The organism is Pseudoalteromonas sp. SR45-1 (genome assembly GCF_014163655.1).
Taxonomy (GTDB): domain Bacteria; phylum Pseudomonadota; class Gammaproteobacteria; order Enterobacterales; family Alteromonadaceae; genus Pseudoalteromonas; species Pseudoalteromonas distincta.
In genome coordinates, this window is record NZ_JACJDR010000001.1 from 243,998 (window position 1) to 265,252 (window position 21,255).

Below are 21,255 nucleotides of genomic sequence, written 5' to 3' on the forward strand. Positions count from 1 at the left end.
CAACTAATAGTAACAACCAGTAATAACGCGCTTAACGCTCCGTTTAATAATTAACTAAAATATACGGCATTATTTATTATGAAAAAATTACTACCTACATCTACCGCTGGCAGTTTACCAAAGCCTTTATGGCTTGCAGAGCCAGAAACACTTTGGTCACCTTGGAAATTACAAGGTGATGAATTAACCCAAGGAAAACACGACGCCCTACGCTTGTCATTATTCGACCAACAACAAGCAGGTATTGATATTGTTAGCGATGGTGAGCAAACAAGGCAGCATTTTGTAACTACATTTATAGAGCACCTAAACGGTGTTGACTTTGAAAAACGTAAAACAGTAAAAATTCGTGACCGATACGACGCAAGCGTACCTACAGTTGTTGGCCCTGTGAGCCGCCAAAAGTCTGTGTTTGTTGAAGACGCTAAATTTTTACGCAAGCAAACCAAGCAACCAATCAAATGGGCACTACCAGGCCCTATGACCATGATAGACACATTATACGACGATCATTATAAAAGCCGCGAAAAACTAGCGTGGGAATTTGCCATAATTCTCAATCAAGAAGCAAAAGAATTAGAAGCCGCAGGCGTTGATATCATCCAATTTGATGAGCCCGCGTTTAACGTATTTTTTGATGAAGTGAACGACTGGGGAATCGCCTGTTTAGAGCGCGCAATTGAAGGGCTTAAATGCGAAACCGCAGTGCATATTTGCTATGGCTACGGCATTAAAGCCAATACAGATTGGAAAAAAACACTAGGAAGTGAATGGCGACAGTACGAAGAAGCATTCCCTAAACTTCAGCAATCTAAAATCGATATTATTTCACTAGAGTGCCATAACTCGCATGTACCAATGGATTTACTAGAACTCATTCGCGGTAAAAAAGTAATGGTAGGCGCAATTGATGTAGCAAATCATACTATCGAAACGCCAGAAGAAGTAGCTAATACGCTACGTAAAGCACTGCAATTTGTAGATGCCGACAAACTCTACCCGTGTACAAACTGCGGCATGGCTCCACTACCTCACCATATAGCCAGAGGTAAACTAAATGCCTTGAGCGCTGGGGCTGAAATTATAAGAAAAGAACTAAATAAGTAAAATAGGGTTTAAATCTACATACGCCCTAAGATGAATCAACTTACCTAACGGCATTGAAAAGTAAGAGATCACCACTGTTAAAGCTTGCGGTGGGAAGTGAGCTTTAGAGCTTGCTGTCCACCTCAGAGGTGTTGTTAGGTATACACTGCTCGAAAGAGAACAATACCTGTAATTATGATCAAAGAACAATATATAAACTGCTCAGCTAAGTATATCAATAATCTACTTTTTACAGAACACTTAAACATATAAGACTCTTTGTAAATTAAGCCATAAATTAGCAATATAAACCATGCTAAAAAGAATATAGATATGAATACGAGTTTTGCAAACGGCTGAATTAGGATATCACTAATTGCCAACCCACAAAGTAAGAATACAACGATTAAGAAAGTAGACTCAAAAATAGTTTTGAATTTTTCTTTAAGGATCAACACCAGACTCAATACTTCCTTGTATACCTAACAAGCCTATAGATTAACTCGTTTTTTATTTGTTTTTTTTCTCACCATACTGAGCTACTGTTCATATATTGTAAATTTTAGTTTTCATCTTGTAATTCTAGGTCTGTTATCGTTACGGATGTCTCACCGTAATTCTTAGCTCTTACTCTCATTAACTCCTTTAACCTGGTTATTTCTCTAGCTGAAAGTCTGAACTTTCCACCTGTGTTCGCGTCTTTAGTGACTTTATCGGTCAACGCATAATTTCTTGACATTCCTATTGATGCTGCTGAGTTAGTAGACATGCCCCCACCAAAGACTCTTTTACTTCCAAATAGATCAGCAATTGCCCAATTGTTTATAATGGGTTCAATTTTATCCGACTTATTTATTATTTCTTGGGTTGTTTTATCAGCAAATTGCAACAGATGAAGTTTGAGGTCATTGCTAAAATTAGGAAAATAATCAGCATTTCTCGCATAATAACTTGAGACCTCTAAACTATTTAGAGAATCAATTTTTGTACCTCTATTCGAATTGACAAAATCTGTTGCATTATTTTTTAATAGCTTATATACATTTTTACCTGAAAAGGCTTTTTTATTGATATTTGGGCTGCCGATATACCCTTGATATAATCCATAAATAATTAAAGGTTCTTTACTATAGTTTTTATCTAAAATCCCATACTGTATGTCACTGAGACTCAACTGAAGACTACCAATATTCACTAGCTTTTTATCCAATAGTGAGTCAGGACCAGTTAATATTTTTTCTAAACTAACTATTGGATACCGCTTAACAATTTCGTTAATTAAAGTAATGTTATAAAGATTAAGCCAATAGGCCAATTGCTCTTGTTTTGAATATAAATTAAGGTTGTTTTTCTCGGGCAATGATTCTAAATATTTTTTAACATCATTGACTAAACTTTTTTGTTTAGGAGATTTTATCAACTCATATGTGAATCTGTTACTTTCATTATGGGTAGCACTGGGGAAAACATTTCTTAACCTAGTACCTATCGGAGGTTTGTCAAGTTTAGCATTTATTCTTCTGGATGGCCCCATATCAAGAACATTCGATTCTAATAATATGTTCACAGGTTCAAAGTTTATTGTTAACTTAGATTTAGGTGAATAACCGCTAAATTGAGGGTAGGCTTTATCCTCAGCATGAAGATATTTTGGGGCGCTTAAAAGCAACAACAAACAACTAAACTTGATCAATAAACTAACTAATTTAAATAAACTCATAAAAAATCCTTATTTTGAGTAGAATAGCCCACATTCTTCATGAGCAACATAACGAATCTGTAGATTAACTCGTTTTTTATTTATTTTTATTGATAAACAAACCATAGCTGAGTTCCTATTTTGGTTCAATCGATTACTGTATTTTATGCAGAATATAAAGTGGGAATTTGGTGTTGTTTTAATTGGCGTTTTGGAAAGGGTTGCGGCTGGTTGAGTAGCTTTAATTTAGGGTAAAAGGGCCTCCCTTTCTCAATGCATCGTCTTTTGCAACTGTATTTTATGAACAAGGCAATACAGTTTCCACACAATAAAGTAAAGGCATTCATTTTCATCTGACCTCGTAAGGTCAGTTTGTTCATCCCTTTATTCACGATAATATTTCGCTTTTTACTTAAAGGAAAGCCGGTTCTATACAGCCGAGTCGTTTGCCATTATTTAATAAACAGCTATTGTCTTCCGATTCGGCTATCTATTTTTGCTTTCATTATGCCTACATGGCTCAGCTTTTTTTCGTGATTCATTATATAACAATGAAAACTTCATACTGTTTTAGTTGGCTTTTTTCGTAATAATTAGAATGAGTGTCAGCCTAATTATTCACTAATAAAAGTATCTGTTTTAACTTTTACTGAATGGTTTTTAATTTATGCTAATAGCTTTTCGCAGTTACTGATATTCGCTCGCCGCTTTCGCTTTAAGTTTTCACAGTAACTTGCTTGTGAGGTCGGCCTGCCTACTGCGCCGTGAAATACGCGCGTAAATTGCGTAGTGAGTTTTAGCCAGTTATCTGGGGATATATTAAGCCTTTCTAGTAAAGGAAGGTTCATATTATCAATATGCCCGCACTTATCCTCTCGTATTATTCGCCCTGTTAGCTCAACGAGTTCAAGGTACGATTTAAGCTCAAACGGCAGCCCTTTAGGCATAATCTGACGTGGCATGCCTGCAAAACGTAGTAACTGCTTAGGTTGTTTACCTTCTGCCGCGCATGTTAAGCGATTTTGTACACTGGTATGGTCTGACTCTTCTGGTGTGTTAGCCATTTTAGCTCTAATGGGATTTAAATCAACATAGGCCATACAGGCTGCAAGTGCTGCTTCATCTAGTAATGCTTGCGATTTGAATCTACCCTCCCAGAACCTCCCTGTGCTGTTATCTTCTTTATTTGCTCTGCGGGCAATGTCTTCATTTAACACCCGCATAAACCAGCTAATACTTGATAGGCGCTCTCGATATTCCTTTACTGTTTGATTAAAAAAGATAAGCTCAACTTTACTTAGCCTTTCACCCTGTATGTACTTTTGCGTTAACAATGTGCCTTTGCACAGCTTGTGCCAGTGAATAACAATCGCTTTATCATTCAGCCTGTTTGCTTTCTTATCATCTACATACAGTACTAAATGGGTGTGATTACTCATTACGGCATAAGCACATACATCAATACAAAATACTTTAGCTAATTCAAGCAGCTTATCTTCAACCCACCCTCGTCGATGCTCATAAGATTGACCAGTAAAACGATCTTCCCCACATAAAAATGCACGACGAACACAGCGTGAAATACAGTGATAGTATTTTGTATCAACCAAACTTACTTGACGCTTTCTTGCGATAGCCATAAGACACCCTGCTTATTTTTTAGACTAAACAAAACGTAGTCCTTAATTTTAAAAAGAGCAAAATTAAGGATGGGTGTCACTGTTATTTTTTTCACTGTTATTTTTTACTGTTATTTTTTTAAAAAGAGCAAAATTAAGGATGGGTGTCACTGTTATTTTTTCTTGTTCCCAGTAAAACAAAGCATCGTCTTGCTTTTCAGATCGAAGGTATATTTCTACAAACTACCATGTAGAGTCTGTTAAAACTACTTTACTGGGTAAATTAGCAACTATTTTGGGTCTACGAACAACAATATCCTTACCCTTTATCTTCACCGAGTCTCTAGGTTTTTTAGGTTTTAGTTGCGTCTTTATTTCTGATATAGCGGCTTTATTTACACCGAGCTTTTGATTTATTGTTCGAAACTTTTCTCGTGTCACCAATAGTACTCCATACTCTGTTTGGCATATAACGCCTCATTAAGCGGAAATTAATGGTTGGCTAAAATCGCGAAGACGATGGCCAACTGTTAATTTTCCGTTTAAATGACTTGTTATAACTATATTATCAGCCTAGGCTCCAAAATTTTGGTTCTAAAACCTTTGTTGTTACTTCCTACACAAGCAGTACCATAAAAGACCTCTGTCGACAGATACCTTCTATGTTTACTAATTGCATCCAAGATAAACCTAAAACTAAGCTGGCGTTCAATGTCAGTAAGGCTATTACTCATCATGTCAATTGTTGGCATCCAATCATACAGATAGCGACATTCATCAAGAATAAGCATATCCATATACATTGGTGTGTCTTTCGCTGTATATTTCCACCGTTTGGTTGCTTGAACGTTAACATGGTAGGGTACGGCTAACTGCCTAAATAGCACTTCTTTAACTTGGTGAAACAAGAAGAAGTCACAGAATTGATAATAATTATTCATCCAATCTACACCTTTCAACCTTTTCATTGAAAGGCTATGAAACTTTTCCTCACCATTACCCTCAGAAAGGAGAAAGTTTGCTTTACACATATTATCAATAAAGGTTTTCTCATCATTTTTTGAACTTAATTGAAGGATGAACTGTTGAGCATACTTCTTGAAGTCGGAATCTTTATGTATTTCATCAGGGAAGAAACTGTCTTTTTTGTTTAAGATCTGACTTAATGAACCTAAAGTCCATAATAAAGAGTGGTTATTAGGTTCACACAACACGTCCCCTGCATAAATCCCATCATCTTCAACATCTTCATTTTCTTCTTCTAAGACAGACTCGTCTTGAATAATGTTATAGAATTCTAGGCTAGGGTCTTTTAGGAAGTCTACGAAGTCCTCACCACTTACAGTAAACTGTTCCATTTCTTCCTGAAGTCGATTTCTTTCCTCTTCAGATATTTCATATTTAAATAGTGAATCGATACTTTCTTTTAACTTTGCTTTATCGGATATATCAAAAAGATGATTAAATAAAACATGACTACTCGACAATCTATCGTACGGTGTGATTTCTAAAACCAAATCAATTAATAGCCTTGTAATATACTCACCGTAATAGTTATCAAGGTCACCTTCAACTATCTTGAGCCAATCATCTAAATCATGCCCATGAGTTAAAGCTCCCTCTGTAATATTATTGTCGTGCTCTTTACATTCGAGAAATGATTTAGGATATAGATATAAACCGACTAGTTTAATTATAAGTGCCCTAGACTCCGAGTCCTGTTCCTCGGTAGGTAAACATACATTTGTAATCAATGAACCTGGTGAATTTAAAGTATGGTGAGACAAAATATTTGAAATGGTCTTTAACGTTTTATGTTTTTTATTTTTACTTGGTAGAGGCCCACAAAAATCAAGATAAATAATATCAAATTTTTGAGGAGATGCTTGAAAGAAATCACCCACCCCTGCTTTTATCAGCTTAATAAACGGAAACTCTGAAGATAAAGCGGATACAACAGCCTCATTATAAGTCTTAGCGTGACTTTCAAATGCCCAAATATTTTCTGGTAAAACACCTAATTTAGTCATCTCTCTGAGGTCATTTTCTGGGTTTGGCCCTGACAAATACGCTATTTTTAGATTCTCTGGGCTTTTTGATTGAATCATTGAGTCATAAAACTTTTCCCAGCGAACTATCGTTTCATCACTCAAACATTGCGCAGCCTTTAGATCTCGACCACCACGAGAAATAAGTTCATCACGAACGTTTCTCATGTGGTCTCGATGTGCCAGAGTACTAGTTTTCCTTTCACTACACAGTGAGTTTATAGCAGCTCCTAAAACAGCTTCCCTGGCAATTTTTTTATCTTGTTGTTGGTACATAAATCACCATATAGTTATAACGCCCCATTAAGAGGCTAAAAATTGTTGGCTAAATTCAGCGAGGCACGAGCAGTAGCCAACTGTTTTAGTCCTGCTTGAATGGCTTGTTAGCAATTAACGTCTTCCAAATGTCATTCTCGGTGTATTATCTGGTTTTGGGCTTTCAAGTCGACTATAAATTTTTCTATTTATTTCTATCATTTCAGGTTTCAATTCTAGCTCTGGCTTTAAAGTAACTTGCGCAACAATTAGGTAATCAACCCCACCATTTTCATCTAAAAAGCCTTTTACATCATCTATAGAAGATTTTGTAAAATCTAGTTCATAGCCTTGAAAATAACGATTGGTTAAACAATAAGAAAAATATTCACAATACGGATATACTTCACGATTATTTTTATTAATTGTTAATAGGTGTTGTGTGGGGATTGTCAGAGAAAAAGCTTCTAAACCATCTTTATTTTCAGTAACATCATAAAACACAGTTCTGTGAAAATGAGATTTGCTGCAATATCTTTCTAGCTGTTCACTGTCTAATGCCGCAAATTTAGATTTTGAATCATCTTTAGTGTTACGGTAGATACGTTTTGCTTCTAAAAAAGCCACCCCTTCTAGCACTTTATCATCATCAAAATGCAATTGAACAAGGATTCCAATATCACCATGTTTTTGCTCAATCCCTTGTTCTTTAGTATTTTTATATACATCCCAATGACACTTCGTATTTTTCCCAATAAGCTTTTCACTTTCAATCTGTACATTTGAGTGTTCATCTCGCAATGCTGTCAGAAGTGTTCTTGTTAGGTGGTCTTCATCCTTCCAATTACGCGGATAACATAAGAGCTTGTTGTTTTATTTACCGCTTCATGCCAGCTAAACCTTGACGCATAATTATCCATTTGATTACTAACTCCATATATTGCTAACAACTTTGTCTACGACATTTGTCGTTTTATAAACCGACAAATGTCCATATATTACAATGCATTTATCTTAACCATCAAATAAACACCTGTAAACAATTAGTTAACTGAAAATTATTTTTAATCAGTGCGAAAATGCAGCGAAATGGTGGAGATCAGTAATATTGGACAAAACAATAAGTGCTGTCTATATATACAGTTAACTTTTGCTAGAGATTCATATCATGAAATCACCTTTTTTAACTATGATAGTCGAACAAATGTATCTAAAGCGTTATGCTAAAAGTACCGTTAAAGCGTATTTATACTGGATATCTTCGTTTATTCGCTTTAACTCTATGAGGCACCCAACAACGATGGGAGACAATGAGGTCGAACTTTTTTTAAACCACCTTGTCAACCAACAAAATGTTGCTCCTAACACTCAAGCGCAAGCCTTAAATGCATTGAGCTTTTTATTTAAAGAAGTTATTAAAAAACCACTCTCATTATCATTAGGTTTTATTAAGAGCAAACGAGCAACTAAACTACCGGTAGTTTTAACACAGCAAGAAATAAATAATTTTTTTAAAGTGTGCTCTGCAAAGCATTATTTACCCTGTGGATTACTTTATGTTAGCGGTATGCGCTTAATGGAGGTACTGCGTTTACGGGTACACGATATTGACTTTGACTATAACTGCATTCGAATTTGGGATGGCAAAGGAGGCAAAAATCGTGTTGTAACCCTTGCCGTAGAGCTCACACCGCAATTACGTTCCCAAATACAATTAGTTGATAGTTATCTACAATTAGATCTTAAAAACCCTTTGTATTGCGGTGCGTACATGCCGCATTTGTTACGTAAAAAATATCCAAATCATAATAAGCAGCTGGGCTGGCAACATTTATTTTCATCACATAAATTAAGTCTTGATCCCGAGAGTAAACAATTAAGGCGCCATCATATTGATGAAAAGCAATTACAACGCGCTGTTAAAAAAGCCGCTTTTGATGCAAATATTAACAAACACGTTACCCCACATACTTTGCGCCACTCATTCGCTACGCATTTGCTGCAAAGCGGCGCTGATATACGCACAGTACAAACACAGCTAGGTCATAGTGATGTGCGTACTACACAAATATATACCCATGTACTACAACAAGGTGCCAACGGTGTTATTAGCCCTTTTTCAAGATTATAAATATCTCAGTAACAAGGCAAAAATTTAGTTATATTGTTTGTCTATATGAGAAGTTTTTAACGCAGTTAATGAGTTATTCATAACGCTAGAATGTTCTACGTTTTAATTCAACGGGTATCCTACTCATGTTTTACAACAAATTGCCAACGCCGTTATCAGCCCTTTTTCAAGATTATAAATCTCCCCTATTTAAAACAAAAAAGCACAGCCCACAAGCGCCATGCTTTTTAAATCAACCTTAATCCAGTTCGTTTTACAAACGAATTCCGCCGTCTATTTCCACCACGCGACCGGTAAAAAAGTCGTTTTCGATTATGTATTGTGCAGTATGGGCAATTTCCTCGCTTTCGCCTAAGCGCCCTACTGGCGTTACCGCAAGCATGCGTTGTTTGGCTTCTGGCTTCATGGCGTCGGTCATGGCGGTACTTATTACACCTGGTGCAATAGCGCCTACACGTATACCAAAACGACCTAGTTCTTTAGCCCATGTGGTGGTAAGTGCCACTACGCCTGCTTTTGATGCCGCGTAGTTTGTTTGGCCTATGTTACCCGCGCGCGCTACGCTCGACATATTAACTATTACGCCGCCTTTACCTGATTCAATCATGTGGCTCGCAGCTTCGCGCCCTGCTAAAAATACGCCGGTGAGGTTTACATCAATCACTGATTGAAATTGCTCAAGGGACATTTTTTTAACCACTTTGCCGTCTTTTGCTTTTATAAACATGCCGTCGCGTAAAATACCGGCGTTGTTTATAAGCACACCAATGTGGCCAAAATCGCTATTAATGGTATTAAATACGTTTTCTACTTCGCTCTCATTTGTTACGTTTGCGGCATAACCTTTAATATTGCTAGTTACACCTTCAAGCTGCGTTAATTGCTCGCATGCGTTGTTTAATAAGTCTTGCGCCATATCTATTAAAGCAATGTTGGCACCCATAAGTGCAAACTTTTGCGCCATTGCAAAGCCTAAACCTTGTGCGCCACCGGTTATTACTACCGTGTTATTTTTAATTTCCACGCGTTGCTCCTACTTAGAAAACAGTTTAAAAATGGCACTAAAGTCATCACTACCCGCACCTTGGTGCTGTAGCATAGTGTATAAATTTTTAGCCATTGAACCCATTGGGGTTGATGAATTACTTTGCTGCGCGGCTTCCATGGCAAGTCCTAGGTCTTTAGCCATTAAATCAACCATAAAGCCTGGTTTGTAATCGTTACTAGCCGGTGCGGTATCCATTACACCTGGGCAAGGATTGTAAAGCTCAAGCGTCCAGTTACGGCCAGAGCTTGCAGTCATAATGTCGCTAAGTACTTTAGGATCGAGGCCGTTATTTATACCCATTTGCAGTGCTTCGCTGGTGCCTGCCATTAAAATACTGAGTAGCATGTTATTACATATTTTTGCTACTTGCCCTGCGCCAATATCGCCTGCATGAAATATGTTTTTACCCATATCACTCAGCACTGTATTTGCTTTATCAAACGCTGCTTTTTCGCCGCCAACAATAAAAGTAAGTGTGCCTGCGGTTGCGCCTGCAACGCCGCCCGATACTGGTGCATCTACAAAGCTAATACTCTGCTCGCCAAGTGCGCTGCCTACAATACGTGCTGATTCTGCATCTATTGTTGAGCAATCAATTACTAATGTATTTTTGCTCAGCACGTTAATTAAACCGCTGTCGTCGTTATTACCCAAATACAGCGATTTAACATGTTTGCCCGCAGGTAACATACTAATAAGTACGTCAGCATTGGTTGCACACTGCTTTGCATCAATCGCAGCTTTTGCGCCTTTGCTTGCAAGTTCATTTACGACCGACTGGTTTAAATCGAACACGCTCACAGTATGTCCAGCTTTAATTAAGTTAGCCGCCATTGGGCCGCCCATATTGCCTAAGCCGATAAAACCGATATTGAGTTTAGTCATCGTCTTTCCTTTATTTGTGTATTGGCGTGTCTAAGCCATCGAGTGGGTGGTTTTCGCCAAAGCGATTAGCAAAAAAGCTGTCGATTATTGTTTGTGGGACATCACTAAGTGTTTTGTACTGCCAATTAGGCGCGCCGTCTTTATCTATTAATAGCGCTCTTACACCTTCTTGAAATTCACCTACTTCGCCAGCGCGAACCGACATACCCAGCTCCATTTTAAAACACGCTAATAAGCTTTTGCCTTTACTTGTTTTTAATTGCTCACTAACGAGTGCACAACTTAGTGGGCATCCGTGTTTAAGTGATTTTTGAGCGCGCTGTAGCCACTTATCATCAGTGGTTAGCCCTAAAATATAATCAACTTGCTCCTGCAAGGTTGTAAATTCACCCAGCTTTTGAATTGTTTTTAAATTAGCTTTTATATTGCCTTTTGGCATACGCGCAGATTGGTTGTCTAAATCGGTTAATAACTTAGTTAAACGCTCATGATTTAAGCTTGCGGTTTTGCCCCATTTAGCTGCTAAAATTTGCGCAAGCATGGAATCATATTTAGTGCTGTCGATGAAGTGATCGGCAAGTGATACAAAACGTGCGTCTTCGCAGTTAATTGATGCCGACGTTAGCCCTAAAAATAACCCGACGCTTTGTGGCACTTTATGTAAAAAGTAACTACCGCCTACATCAGGGTATAAACCTATGGTTTGCTCTGGCATGGCAATGCGTGATGTTTCGGTTACGACGCGATGGCTAGCACCGGCCATTAGCCCTAAACCGCCACCCATTACTATGCCGTTACCCCAAACGAGGATAGGTTTATCAAAGGTATGAATAAGATAATCAAGCTTGTACTCAAGCGTAAAAAACTCTTCAACTAAGCTTGTTGGTTTACCTTGCGCCATCGCACGATGAAGGCTCACAACATCGCCACCAGCACAAAATGCTTTATCGCCTGCGCCTTTTAACAACACCATTGCAATAGCATCATCGTCTTGCCAAGCTCGCAATTGCGGCTCAAGTAATTTGATCATCTCAAAATTAAGTGCATTTAAGGCTTTTGGCGCATTGAGTGTAATAAGCCCAATTAAACTGCCGTTTTCTGCGGTTGCGGTTTCAAAAACCACGGGCTCATCGGCGCTATTTAATAATGTTAAAGCACTCATTAGCCATTTACCCAGTTAGCGCGGCGTTTTTCTAAAAAGGCATTTACGCCTTCTTGTTGATCCTCGGTATCAAATAAACCAACAAATAACTCGCGCTCAAGAGGCAATACACTTGCCATTGGTTGATGACGCCCCTTTTGAATCAATGTTTTACACGCAGCAACTGAGGTAGGGCTTTGATCGGCCACTTGGTTGGCAAGTTTTAATGCTGCCGCAAAGCTTTCACCTTGTGGTACTACTTCTTCTACTAAGCCAATTTGTAGGGCTTTATCAGCTTTTAAGCGCTCGCCGCATAAAATCATGCGTTTTGCCCAGCCTTCGCCTACTAGCCATGCTAAATTTTGTGTACCACCCGCACAGGGTAATAAGCCAACTTTAGCTTCAGGGAGCGCCATTTGTGCTTGCTCTTCAGCTATACGTATATCGCACGCAAGCGCCACTTCTAGCCCGCCGCCCATTGCATAGCCATTAATGGCTGCAACCGACACGCCTCTAAAATTAGTAAGCGCTTCGAATGCTTCACCAAATACACACGACATATCGGCGGCTACGCCTTTATCGCCACCAGCAAATACGTTTAGGTCGGCACCTGCGCTAAAAAACTTCTCGCCTTCACCAGTCAGTACTAATGCATAAATATTTTTATTATTATTAAGCTCATTAACGGTATTTTTTAAATCAACTAGGGTGTCTTTTGTCCAGGTATTTGCTGGCGGGTTAGACATAGTTAAAATAGCAACATGACCTTCAGTTGTAAGTTCAATACTCGGATTAGATTTAGATTCTGACATACATTGCTCCTTATAAAACGTCGCTTGCAGACTCAGCCAAAATACGGCGCGCTATAATCACACGCATAATTTCGTTAGTGCCCTCTAAAATTTGATGAACGCGTACATCACGTACATGGCGCTCAAGCGGGTATTCTTTTATATAACCGTAACCACCATGAATTTGCAGTGCGTCGTTACACACAGTAAAGCCAACATCGGTAGCAAAACGTTTAGCCATGGCGCAGTAAGTGGTTTTTTCAACGTCGTTATTATCAAGTTTAAATGCAGCAAGCCTTACCATTTGGCGCGCAGCTACAAGTTCGGTGTTCATATCGGCAATTTTAAATTGCAATGCTTGAAACGCAGCCAATGGTTTACCAAATTGTGTACGTTCTTTTAAATATTCACGGGCTGTATTAAGCGCCGCTTGCGCTGTACCAATTGAACATGTGGCAATGTTAATTCGGCCGCCATCAAGACCTTGCATCGCAAATTTAAAGCCTTCGCCTTCTGCGCCTAACAAGTTATGCGCAGGAATGCGTACATCTTCAAAGCTAATTAGGCGTGTTGGTTGTGCGTTCCAACCCATTTTTTCCTCAGCTTTGCCGTATTCAACGCCTTTTGCGTCGGCAGGCACTACAAATGCCGAAATACCCGCAGCGCCTTCGCCGCCTGTACGTGCCATTACAACTAGCACTTCAGTTTCGCCAGCGCCCGATATAAACATTTTTGAGCCGTTAATAACGTACTCATCGCCCTCAAGCACGGCTTTGGTTTTAAGTGATGCGGCGTCTGAGCCAGAGCCTGGCTCAGTTAAACAATAAGAGGCAAGTAACTCGCCCATTACTAATTGCTCAACGTATTTGTCTTTTACGGCATCGGTACCAAAACTTGCTACCATCCAGGTGGCCATATTATGAATGGTCAACATGGCCGTTGTTGCGGTACAACCCATAGCAAGTTGTTCAAAAATAATGCTCGAATCTAAACGAGATAAACCAAGGCCGCCTGCTTCCTCTGGCGTGTATAAACCACAAAAACCAAGCTCGCCCGCAGCTTTAATCGTGTCTTTAGGAAAGATATGTTCGCGATCCCATTTTGCGGCATGGGGCGCAAGTTCTGACTCGGCAAATTGACGTGCAGTTTGTGCAAAGGCTTGTTGATCTTCAGATAAGTTAAAGTCCATGGTAGACCTCTTTAATTTTGTTAGTTGTGTTGTTAGTGTTTCCCGTTACAGGGATAGTTTGTGATGAGCGGCGAAGGCTTATGTGTGTGTTGTGTGTGAAGTAGCCTTCGCGCCCATCTTTTTTATTAATTATTCTTTTATTTACTCATTTTTTAATTACGATTATTTTAAGTTAATACTCATGTTTGGGCCCGACGCAATGTCGTCTTCAAACCAACGTGATGTAATTGTTTTAGTTTCTGTGTAAAAGCGAATACCTTGCTTACCGTACGTGTGAGTATCGCCGTAAAACGAGCCTTTCCAACCAGTGAATGAAAAGAACGGAAGTGGCACCGGAATTGGCACATTAATACCTACTTGGCCTACTTCAATTTCGTGTTGGAATTTACGAGCCACTGCGCCGCTTGACGTGAATAACGAGGTACCGTTACCGTAAGGGCTGTCGTTAATAAGGGCGATTGCCTCTTCAAGCGTGTCTACAAACATACACGCTAGTACTGGACCAAATATTTCTTCTTTGTATAAATCCATCTCTTTGGTTACATCGGTAAATAACGTCGGACCAACCCAGTTACCTTGCTCATACCCTTCAACCGTAAAGTCAGAGCCATCAATTAAACAGGTAGCGCCTTGCTCTTTACCACCAGCAATGAGTGATAAAATACGTGCCTTTGCTGCTTTTGATGTTTGTGGACCGTATGCCGCGTTTGCATCATCCCACACGCCTGGGCGTACATTTTCAAAGCCTGCTTTTATTTCATCTACCCACTGACTTGCTTGACCTACAAACACAGCAACCGAAATACCCATACAACGCTGGCCAGCAGCACCGACAGATGCGCCTACTAGGTTGTTTACAACGTGCGATTTACTTGCATCAGGCATAATAACCATGTGGTTTTTAGCGCCAACACACGCTTGCACGCGTTTAAGATTTTGTGTGCCTTTAGAATAAATATAAGCACCTACACCACACGAGCCTACAAACGAAATAGCACGCACTGCTTTATCTTCTAGTAAGCGGTCTACTTGTGGTTTTGTACCATGAACAACCTGTAATACGCCTTTTGGTGCGCCGGCTTCAATAAATAGCTCAGCTAAGCGCATTGGTGTAAGTGGATCTTGCTCTGACGGTTTTAAAATAAAGGTGTTACCACACACAATAGCGAGCGGGAACATCCAAAGAGGGATCATTGCTGGGAAGTTAAACGGGGTTACGCCCGCGCATACGCCAAGTGGCTGCATGTAAGAATACGTATCGATTTTACGCGCTACGTTTTCCATTGTTTCACCCATCATTAATGATGGTGCGTTTGCTGCTTGTTCTACTACTTCAATACCGCGCCAAACATCGCCTTTTGCATCTTCAAATGTTTTACCCAATTCATGGCAAATAATGGTAGCAAGCTCATCATGATGTTCCTTTAATAGCGCCGCGTACTTCATCATAATGCGAGCACGTTCAGTAATAGGTACGTCTTTCCATGTTTTAAACGTCTCAGAAGCTGAGGCAATTGCCGCGTCCATTTCTGATTCTGTGGTACATGGCACTTGTGCAAGTACTTCTTGAGTTGCTGGGTTTATAACATCGATAAGCTCTTTTGACGCTGATTGAATAAATTTGCCATTAATAAGTAGTGGAACTTGGTGCATGATTAAATCCTAGTGTGTGAGTTGTGTGTTCTCTTTTAAAATTGGTAGCGCCGCTTTGTTAGTATTATTAGTGCAGCGCTTTTATAGTTATTCGTACAGCTTTCTTATAACTATTAAATACCTAGTTAATACGCTTCTACGGCCATAGCAACCGCTTCACCGCCACCAATACATAAAGACGCAATGCCTTTTTTAAGGCCTCGGTTTTTAAGGGCATGAATAAGCGTTACTAAAATACGCGCGCCGCTTGCACCAATTGGATGACCCAATGCACATGCACCGCCATTAACGTTTACTTTGCTTTCATCAAGTTTTAACTCGTTAATAGCCAGCATGGTTACCATGGCAAATGCTTCGTTAATTTCCCAAAGATCAACATCGTTTACAGCCCAACCTGCTTTTTCAAGCACGCTGTTCATAGCCCCTACTGGCGCTACTGTAAATTCACTTGGTTTTTGAGAATGCGTGCTGTGCGCCACAATTTTACAAAGCGGTGTTAAGCCCTGCTCTTTTGCTTTTGATTCGCTCATTAATATAAGCGCTGCGCCACCGTCTGAAATTGACGATGAATTAGCCGCTGTAATAGTGCCGTCTTTTTTAAAAGCTGCACGTAAGGTAGGGATTTTTTCTGGGCGGGCGTTACCTGGTTGCTCATCAATCGATACTGTTACATCGCCTTTGCGTGTTTGCATTGTATGGGGTGCAACTTCGTTATCAAAGCTACCATTTTGTATTGCTGCTTTTGCTTTACTTAATGAGCCTAATGCAAACGCATCCATTTGCTCGCGGCCAATGCCGTATTCGTCGGCGGTGTCTTGTGCAAAACAACCCATTGCTTTGTTGTCGTAAGCATCTTCAAGGCCATCGCTCATCATGTGATCTTTTATTTCGCCATGTCCCATGCGCATACCGCCACGCGCTTTTGGTATAAAGTACGGTGCATTTGTCATGCTCTCCATGCCACCAGCAATAGCAGATTGAATTGAGCCCGCTTTAATTAAATCGTTTGCAAGCATGGCTGCTTTTAAACCAGAGCCACATACTTTGTTAATTGTTGTAGCGCCAGTGCTAAGTGCAAGGCCTGCTTTTAACATTGCTTGGCGTGCAGGTGCTTGCCCAAGGCCTGCTGGTAATACACAGCCCATAATTACTTCGTCTATTGCATCATTAGCTAAACCAGTTTGTGTGAGTACACTTGCAATGGCGGTAGCGCCAAGCTCGGTAGACTGCGCATCACTTAACGCTCCCATAAAACCACCCATTGGGGTGCGTTTTGCTGCTACAATTACCACTGATTCTAAAGTCATAACTAACTCCATTGTATTTATATGCAAATAGTTGTTAGTATATTTGCTCTATTAATTTAGTATTCATTTATTATTTAATACCCTTACACAATACTAACGTTTACGCCAACGTCAACTAAAAACAGCTTAATTTTTAGTTTTATAAGTGTAAGGATTATTTTCCATCGGTTAGACTACACTGATAAAATAAAAATAACCCATTGAATATTAATAATATAAATCAATACCTCGCTTAAACATCCCTTTATAAATAGTTTCAAACCACACCAAGCTTTACCTTTACGTAAACTTCACTTATATTGGAGTTATTCGAATGAGGTAAATACAATTATGAAACCAGATAATCAAACAAACTTTGCAAGCTCAGCCAAAATGCCGGCCAGTAATGAACAAACATTTAGCATTAGCGAACTCGCTAAAGAATTTGACATTACAACCCGCTCTATTCGCTTTTACGAAGACCAAGGGTTAATAACGCCAGAACGTAATGGTCAAACCCGTATTTATTCAAAACGCGATAAAGTGCGTTTAAAACTAATATTACGTGGTAAGCGCCTTGGCTTTACATTGGCCGAAACCGGTCGTTTGTTTGAACTGTACGACGCAGATAAATCAAGCGCTAAGCAGTTGGTTACTATGCTTGACCTTATTTCAGAAAAAAAAGCAGACCTATCTCAACAAATGGACGACATTAAAGTTGTTCTTATGGAGTTGGTGACGGCCGAGCGCCGCTGCAGAGACACGCTTAATAAAATAGACGAGTAAGTTTATTTTTAAAATAACAACACACTGACAACACACACGTCACACAGGAATGAATCATGAGCACTATTTCACTATATAAAGAAATGAACTTTGGCCTTGGCGAAACCGCCGATATGATCCGCGACCACGTAAACAGTTTTGCGAGACAGGAGATTGCCCCGCTTGCTGAAAAAACGGACTTAGATAACGCTTTTCCAAATCAACTTTGGACTCAAATGGGCGAAATGGGCGTACTAGGCATGACCGTATCTGAAGACTTTGGCGGTGCAGGCTTAGGTTACTTAGAACATGTTATTGCTATGGAAGAAATAAGCCGTGCTAGTGCATCTATTGGCTTAAGCTATGGAGCACATTCAAACCTGTGTGTTAATCAAATTAACCGTAACGGGTCACAAGCTCAAAAAGAAAAATACTTACCTAAGCTTATTAGCGGCGAGCACATTGGTGCCCTTGCAATGAGCGAGCCTAATGCGGGCTCTGACGTTGTATCGATGAAACTCAAAGCCGAAAAAAAAGGCGATAAGTACATTTTAAACGGCAACAAAATGTGGATCACCAACGGCCCAGACGCACACACGTTAGTTATTTACGCTAAAACAGATTTAGATGCCGGCGCTAAAGGCATTACCGCGTTTATTGTTGAAAGTGACTTTCCTGGTTTTTCAACGGCGCAAAAGCTCGACAAACTAGGCATGCGCGGCTCAAACACCTGTGAGCTGGTATTTGAAAACTGCGAAGTGCCAGAGGAAAACATTTTAGGTAACTTAAACGAAGGCGTTAAAGTACTTATGAGTGGCCTTGATTACGAGCGCGTAGTACTTGCAGCTGGCCCGCTTGGCATAATGCAAGCGTGTATGGATATAGTAGTACCGTATATTCACGAGCGTAAACAGTTTGACACCCCTATTGGTCAATTTCAGTTAATTCAGGGCAAAGTAGCCGACATGTATACACAAATGAATGCTGCGCGCTCATATGTGTATACGGTAGCTCGCTCTTGTGACCGTGGTGAAACAACCCGTAAAGATGCCGCCGGTGCCATTTTATACGCCGCAGAGCTAGCAACTAAAATGGCGCTAGATGCAATTCAAATTTTAGGTGGCAATGGCTACATAAACGAATACGCAACGGGTCGTCTTCTTCGTGACGCTAAATTATACGAAATTGGTGCAGGTACATCCGAAATTCGTCGCATGCTTATTGGCCGCGAACTTTTCACAGAAAGCCGTTAAGGATTAAACCATGACTATTTTAAAATCGAGCGTTAATCCTCACGACCCAACGTTTGTGCAAAACCATAAAAATATGTCAGCGCTGGTGGATGATTTACGCAGTAAAGTAGCAACAATTAGCCAAGGCGGAGGCGCTGCATTAAAAGAGCGCCACGAAGGCCGTGGTAAATTATTTGTACGCGACCGCATAAATACATTAATTGACGAAGGCTCACCGTTTTTAGAAATTTCGCAATTTGCTGCCTTTGGTGTGTACGAACAAGCAATACCTTGTGCAGGCGTTGTAGCCGGTATTGGCCGTGTTAAAGGCGTTGAATGCATGATTATTGCAAACGATGCCACGGTTAAAGGCGGTACATATTTTCCGCTTACCGTTAAAAAGCATTTACGCGCACAAGATATCGCCGAGCGTTGCCACTTACCATGTATTTATTTGGTGGATTCGGGCGGTGCAAATCTGCCAGAGCAAGATGATGTATTTCCAGATAAGCTGCATTTTGGTCGTATTTTTTACAATCAAGCCCGTATGTCGGGTAAAGGCATTCCACAAATTGCTGTAGTAATGGGCTTATGTACCGCAGGTGGTGCGTACGTACCTGCAATGGCAGATGAAAGTATTATTGTAAAAGATCAAGGCACTATATTTTTAGCAGGTCCGCCCCTTGTAAAAGCAGCAACCGGCGAAGAAGTAACAGCCGAAGAGTTAGGCGGCGCCGATGTGCACTGTAAAATTTCGGGTGTTGCCGATCACTACGCTGAAAACGACGCCCATGCGCTGTCTATTGCGCGCCAATGTATTGAGCGTATTAATTATACACGCCCTACGGCCCCTCTTCTAGATGATGTAAAACCACCCCGTTACGATATAAACGAGCTTTACGGCATTGTGGGCACCGACCTTAAAAAGCCATTTGATGTACGCGAAGTAATAGCGCGCACAGTGGACGACTCATCATTTGATGAATTTAAACGTTACTTTGGTGAAACGCTGGTCACCGGTTTTGCCAGTATTTACGGCAATCCTGTTGGCATAGTGGCTAATAACGGTATTTTATTTAGTGAGTCGGCGCAAAAAGGCGCGCACTTTATTCAACTGTGTGCTCAGCGCAATATTCCTTTAGTATTTTTACAAAATATTACCGGCTTTATGGTGGGTAAAAAATACGAAGCCGAAGGTATTGCTAAGCACGGCGCTAAAATGGTGATGGCGGTTTCGTGTGCTGATGTGCCTAAATTCACAGTACTTATTGGCGGCTCATACGGCGCAGGTAACTACGGTATGTGTGGCCGTGCATTTGAACCAACCATGATGTGGATGTGGCCTAATGCCCGTATTTCGGTAATGGGCGGCGAGCAAGCAGCCGGTGTAATGGCGCAAGTTAAACAAGATGGTTTAGCACGCAAAGGCCAAAGCATGAGCGAGCAAGAAATCAGTGATTTTAAAAAGCCAATTATTGATCAATACGAAGAGCAAGGTCATCCGTATTACGCAAGTGCACGCTTGTGGGATGACGGCATTATAGACCCTGCCGATACGCGTAATGTATTAGGGCTTGCGCTAACGGCTGCTAATAACGCACCAAAACGTGATTCGAAATTTGGCGTATTTAGAATGTAACCGGAGCGCAAAATGTCAGTAACACTACAAATAACAAAATCTAATGTGGCTGTACTTGTGTTAAGTCGCCCAGAAAAAAGAAACGCATTTAACAGTGAAGTAATACACGAACTTATTCAGTGTATTGAACATGCAAATACGCTTGATATTCGTGCTTTGGTTTTAAAAACAGAAGGTAAACACTTTTCAGCCGGTGCCGATTTAGCCTGGATGAAATCAATGGCTGATAACAACTACACCGATAACCTAGCTGATTCAATGCAATTAGCTAAGTTGATGCAGGTATTGGCAAGCTCGCCCCACCCTACAATTTGTGCTGTGCAAGGTGCTGCTTTTGGTGGTGCACTGGGCTTAATTGCCTGTTGCGACATAGCCCTTAGTAAAGACGATGCGCAATTTTGTTTAAGTGAAGTAAAGCTGGGTCTTATTCCGGCGGTTATTAGTCCATACGTCATTAAAGCCATTGGTGAGCGCGCTGCTCGCAGGTACTTTTTAACGGCTGAAGTGTTTGATGCCCATACTGCTAAGCAACTTGGCTTAATTCATCAAGTAACCGGTAATTTAGACTGCGCGCTCGGTAATATGCTGCAAACACTGATTGATAACGGACCTGTTGCAGTAAAAGCCGCAAAAGCATTAATTAACGATGTAGCAAATAAACCAATAACCGATGAACTCATTGAGCTTACCGCAGAGCGTATTGCAAAAATTCGCGTATCTGAAGAAGGTCAAGAAGGGCTAAGTGCTTTTTTTGATAAACGCCCACCCGCTTGGCAACTGTAGGATTG

Annotated in this window: 17 protein-coding genes; 6 read left to right on the top strand and 11 right to left on the bottom strand. The window is 40.3% G+C overall.

Annotated elements, in window-relative coordinates:
- The first annotated feature begins 78 nt into the window (after window positions 1-78).
- A complete protein-coding gene (locus H5089_RS01130) occupies window positions 79-1,107 on the top strand; it encodes a methionine synthase (protein WP_182711274.1) in 1,029 nt (342 codons plus the stop codon).
- A gap of 541 nt (window positions 1,108-1,648) precedes the next feature.
- Here the strand turns inward: H5089_RS01130 and H5089_RS01135 are convergent.
- From H5089_RS01135 to H5089_RS01150, 4 genes are all read right to left on the bottom strand, one after another.
- The gene (locus tag H5089_RS01135; RefSeq protein WP_182672632.1) at window positions 1,649-2,806 is read right to left on the bottom strand and encodes a DUF547 domain-containing protein; all 1,158 of its coding nucleotides are present in this window, start codon (window positions 2,804-2,806) and stop codon (window positions 1,649-1,651) included.
- A gap of 644 nt (window positions 2,807-3,450) precedes the next feature.
- Window positions 3,451-4,425 carry a transposase gene (locus H5089_RS01140; protein WP_182711275.1) on the bottom strand — a complete coding sequence of 325 codons (975 nt, stop codon included), beginning with the start codon at window positions 4,423-4,425 and terminating at the stop codon, window positions 3,451-3,453.
- Between the two features lie 539 nt (window positions 4,426-4,964).
- A complete protein-coding gene (locus tag H5089_RS20170; RefSeq protein ID WP_220486881.1) occupies window positions 4,965-6,728 on the bottom strand; it encodes a hypothetical protein in 1,764 nt (587 codons plus the stop codon).
- 114 nt (window positions 6,729-6,842) lie between these two features.
- A complete protein-coding gene (locus tag H5089_RS01150; RefSeq protein WP_182711276.1) occupies window positions 6,843-7,508 on the bottom strand; it encodes a hypothetical protein in 666 nt (221 codons plus the stop codon).
- 367 nt (window positions 7,509-7,875) lie between these two features.
- Here H5089_RS01150 and H5089_RS01155 point away from each other — a divergent pair, with 367 nt between their 5' ends.
- Complete coding sequence (locus H5089_RS01155; RefSeq protein ID WP_182711277.1) at window positions 7,876-8,838, top strand: integron integrase; 963 nt, start codon at window positions 7,876-7,878, stop codon at window positions 8,836-8,838.
- 253 nt (window positions 8,839-9,091) lie between these two features.
- Here H5089_RS01155 and H5089_RS01160 read toward each other — a convergent pair whose 3' ends face one another.
- From H5089_RS01160 to H5089_RS01190, 7 genes are all read right to left on the bottom strand, one after another.
- Window positions 9,092-9,862, bottom strand: a complete 771-nt coding sequence (locus tag H5089_RS01160; RefSeq protein ID WP_182711278.1) for an SDR family oxidoreductase — start codon at window positions 9,860-9,862, stop codon at window positions 9,092-9,094.
- Between the two features lie 9 nt (window positions 9,863-9,871).
- Window positions 9,872-10,771 (bottom strand): 3-hydroxyisobutyrate dehydrogenase, encoded by a 900-nt coding sequence (gene mmsB / locus H5089_RS01165; protein WP_182711279.1) that lies wholly within the window; start codon window positions 10,769-10,771, stop codon window positions 9,872-9,874.
- A 10-nt stretch (window positions 10,772-10,781) separates the two neighbouring features.
- Entirely contained in the window at window positions 10,782-11,933 is a 1,152-nt protein-coding gene (locus H5089_RS01170; protein ID WP_182711280.1) for an enoyl-CoA hydratase/isomerase family protein, read from the bottom strand.
- The gene (locus H5089_RS01175) at window positions 11,933-12,724 is read right to left on the bottom strand and encodes an enoyl-CoA hydratase (RefSeq protein ID WP_182711281.1); all 792 of its coding nucleotides are present in this window, start codon (window positions 12,722-12,724) and stop codon (window positions 11,933-11,935) included. The genes H5089_RS01170 and H5089_RS01175 overlap by 1 nt, the downstream gene beginning before the upstream one ends.
- Before the next feature lie 10 nt (window positions 12,725-12,734).
- Entirely contained in the window at window positions 12,735-13,892 is a 1,158-nt protein-coding gene (locus tag H5089_RS01180; protein ID WP_002961869.1) for an acyl-CoA dehydrogenase family protein, read from the bottom strand.
- 162 nt (window positions 13,893-14,054) lie between these two features.
- A complete protein-coding gene (locus tag H5089_RS01185) occupies window positions 14,055-15,545 on the bottom strand; it encodes a CoA-acylating methylmalonate-semialdehyde dehydrogenase (protein WP_182711282.1) in 1,491 nt (496 codons plus the stop codon).
- A gap of 125 nt (window positions 15,546-15,670) precedes the next feature.
- Window positions 15,671-16,852, bottom strand: a complete 1,182-nt coding sequence (locus H5089_RS01190; protein WP_024595699.1) for an acetyl-CoA C-acyltransferase — start codon at window positions 16,850-16,852, stop codon at window positions 15,671-15,673.
- 330 nt (window positions 16,853-17,182) lie between these two features.
- Between H5089_RS01190 and H5089_RS01195 the strand changes: the two genes are divergently transcribed.
- The 4 genes from H5089_RS01195 to H5089_RS01210 are packed head-to-tail and all read left to right on the top strand — an operon-like array spanning window position 17,183 to window position 21,250.
- Window positions 17,183-17,617: a MerR family DNA-binding transcriptional regulator gene (locus H5089_RS01195; protein WP_008135264.1), complete on the top strand. Its 435-nt coding sequence runs from the start codon at window positions 17,183-17,185 to the stop codon at window positions 17,615-17,617.
- Between the two features lie 56 nt (window positions 17,618-17,673).
- Window positions 17,674-18,849 carry an isovaleryl-CoA dehydrogenase gene (locus H5089_RS01200; protein WP_182711283.1) on the top strand — a complete coding sequence of 392 codons (1,176 nt, stop codon included), beginning with the start codon at window positions 17,674-17,676 and terminating at the stop codon, window positions 18,847-18,849.
- Window positions 18,850-18,859: 10 nt separating this feature from the next.
- Window positions 18,860-20,467, top strand: coding sequence for a carboxyl transferase domain-containing protein (locus tag H5089_RS01205; RefSeq protein ID WP_182711284.1), 1,608 nt, complete (start codon window positions 18,860-18,862; stop codon window positions 20,465-20,467).
- A gap of 12 nt (window positions 20,468-20,479) precedes the next feature.
- Window positions 20,480-21,250, top strand: coding sequence for an enoyl-CoA hydratase/isomerase family protein (locus tag H5089_RS01210; RefSeq protein WP_182711285.1), 771 nt, complete (start codon window positions 20,480-20,482; stop codon window positions 21,248-21,250).
- Window positions 21,251-21,255: the final 5 nt, after the last annotated feature.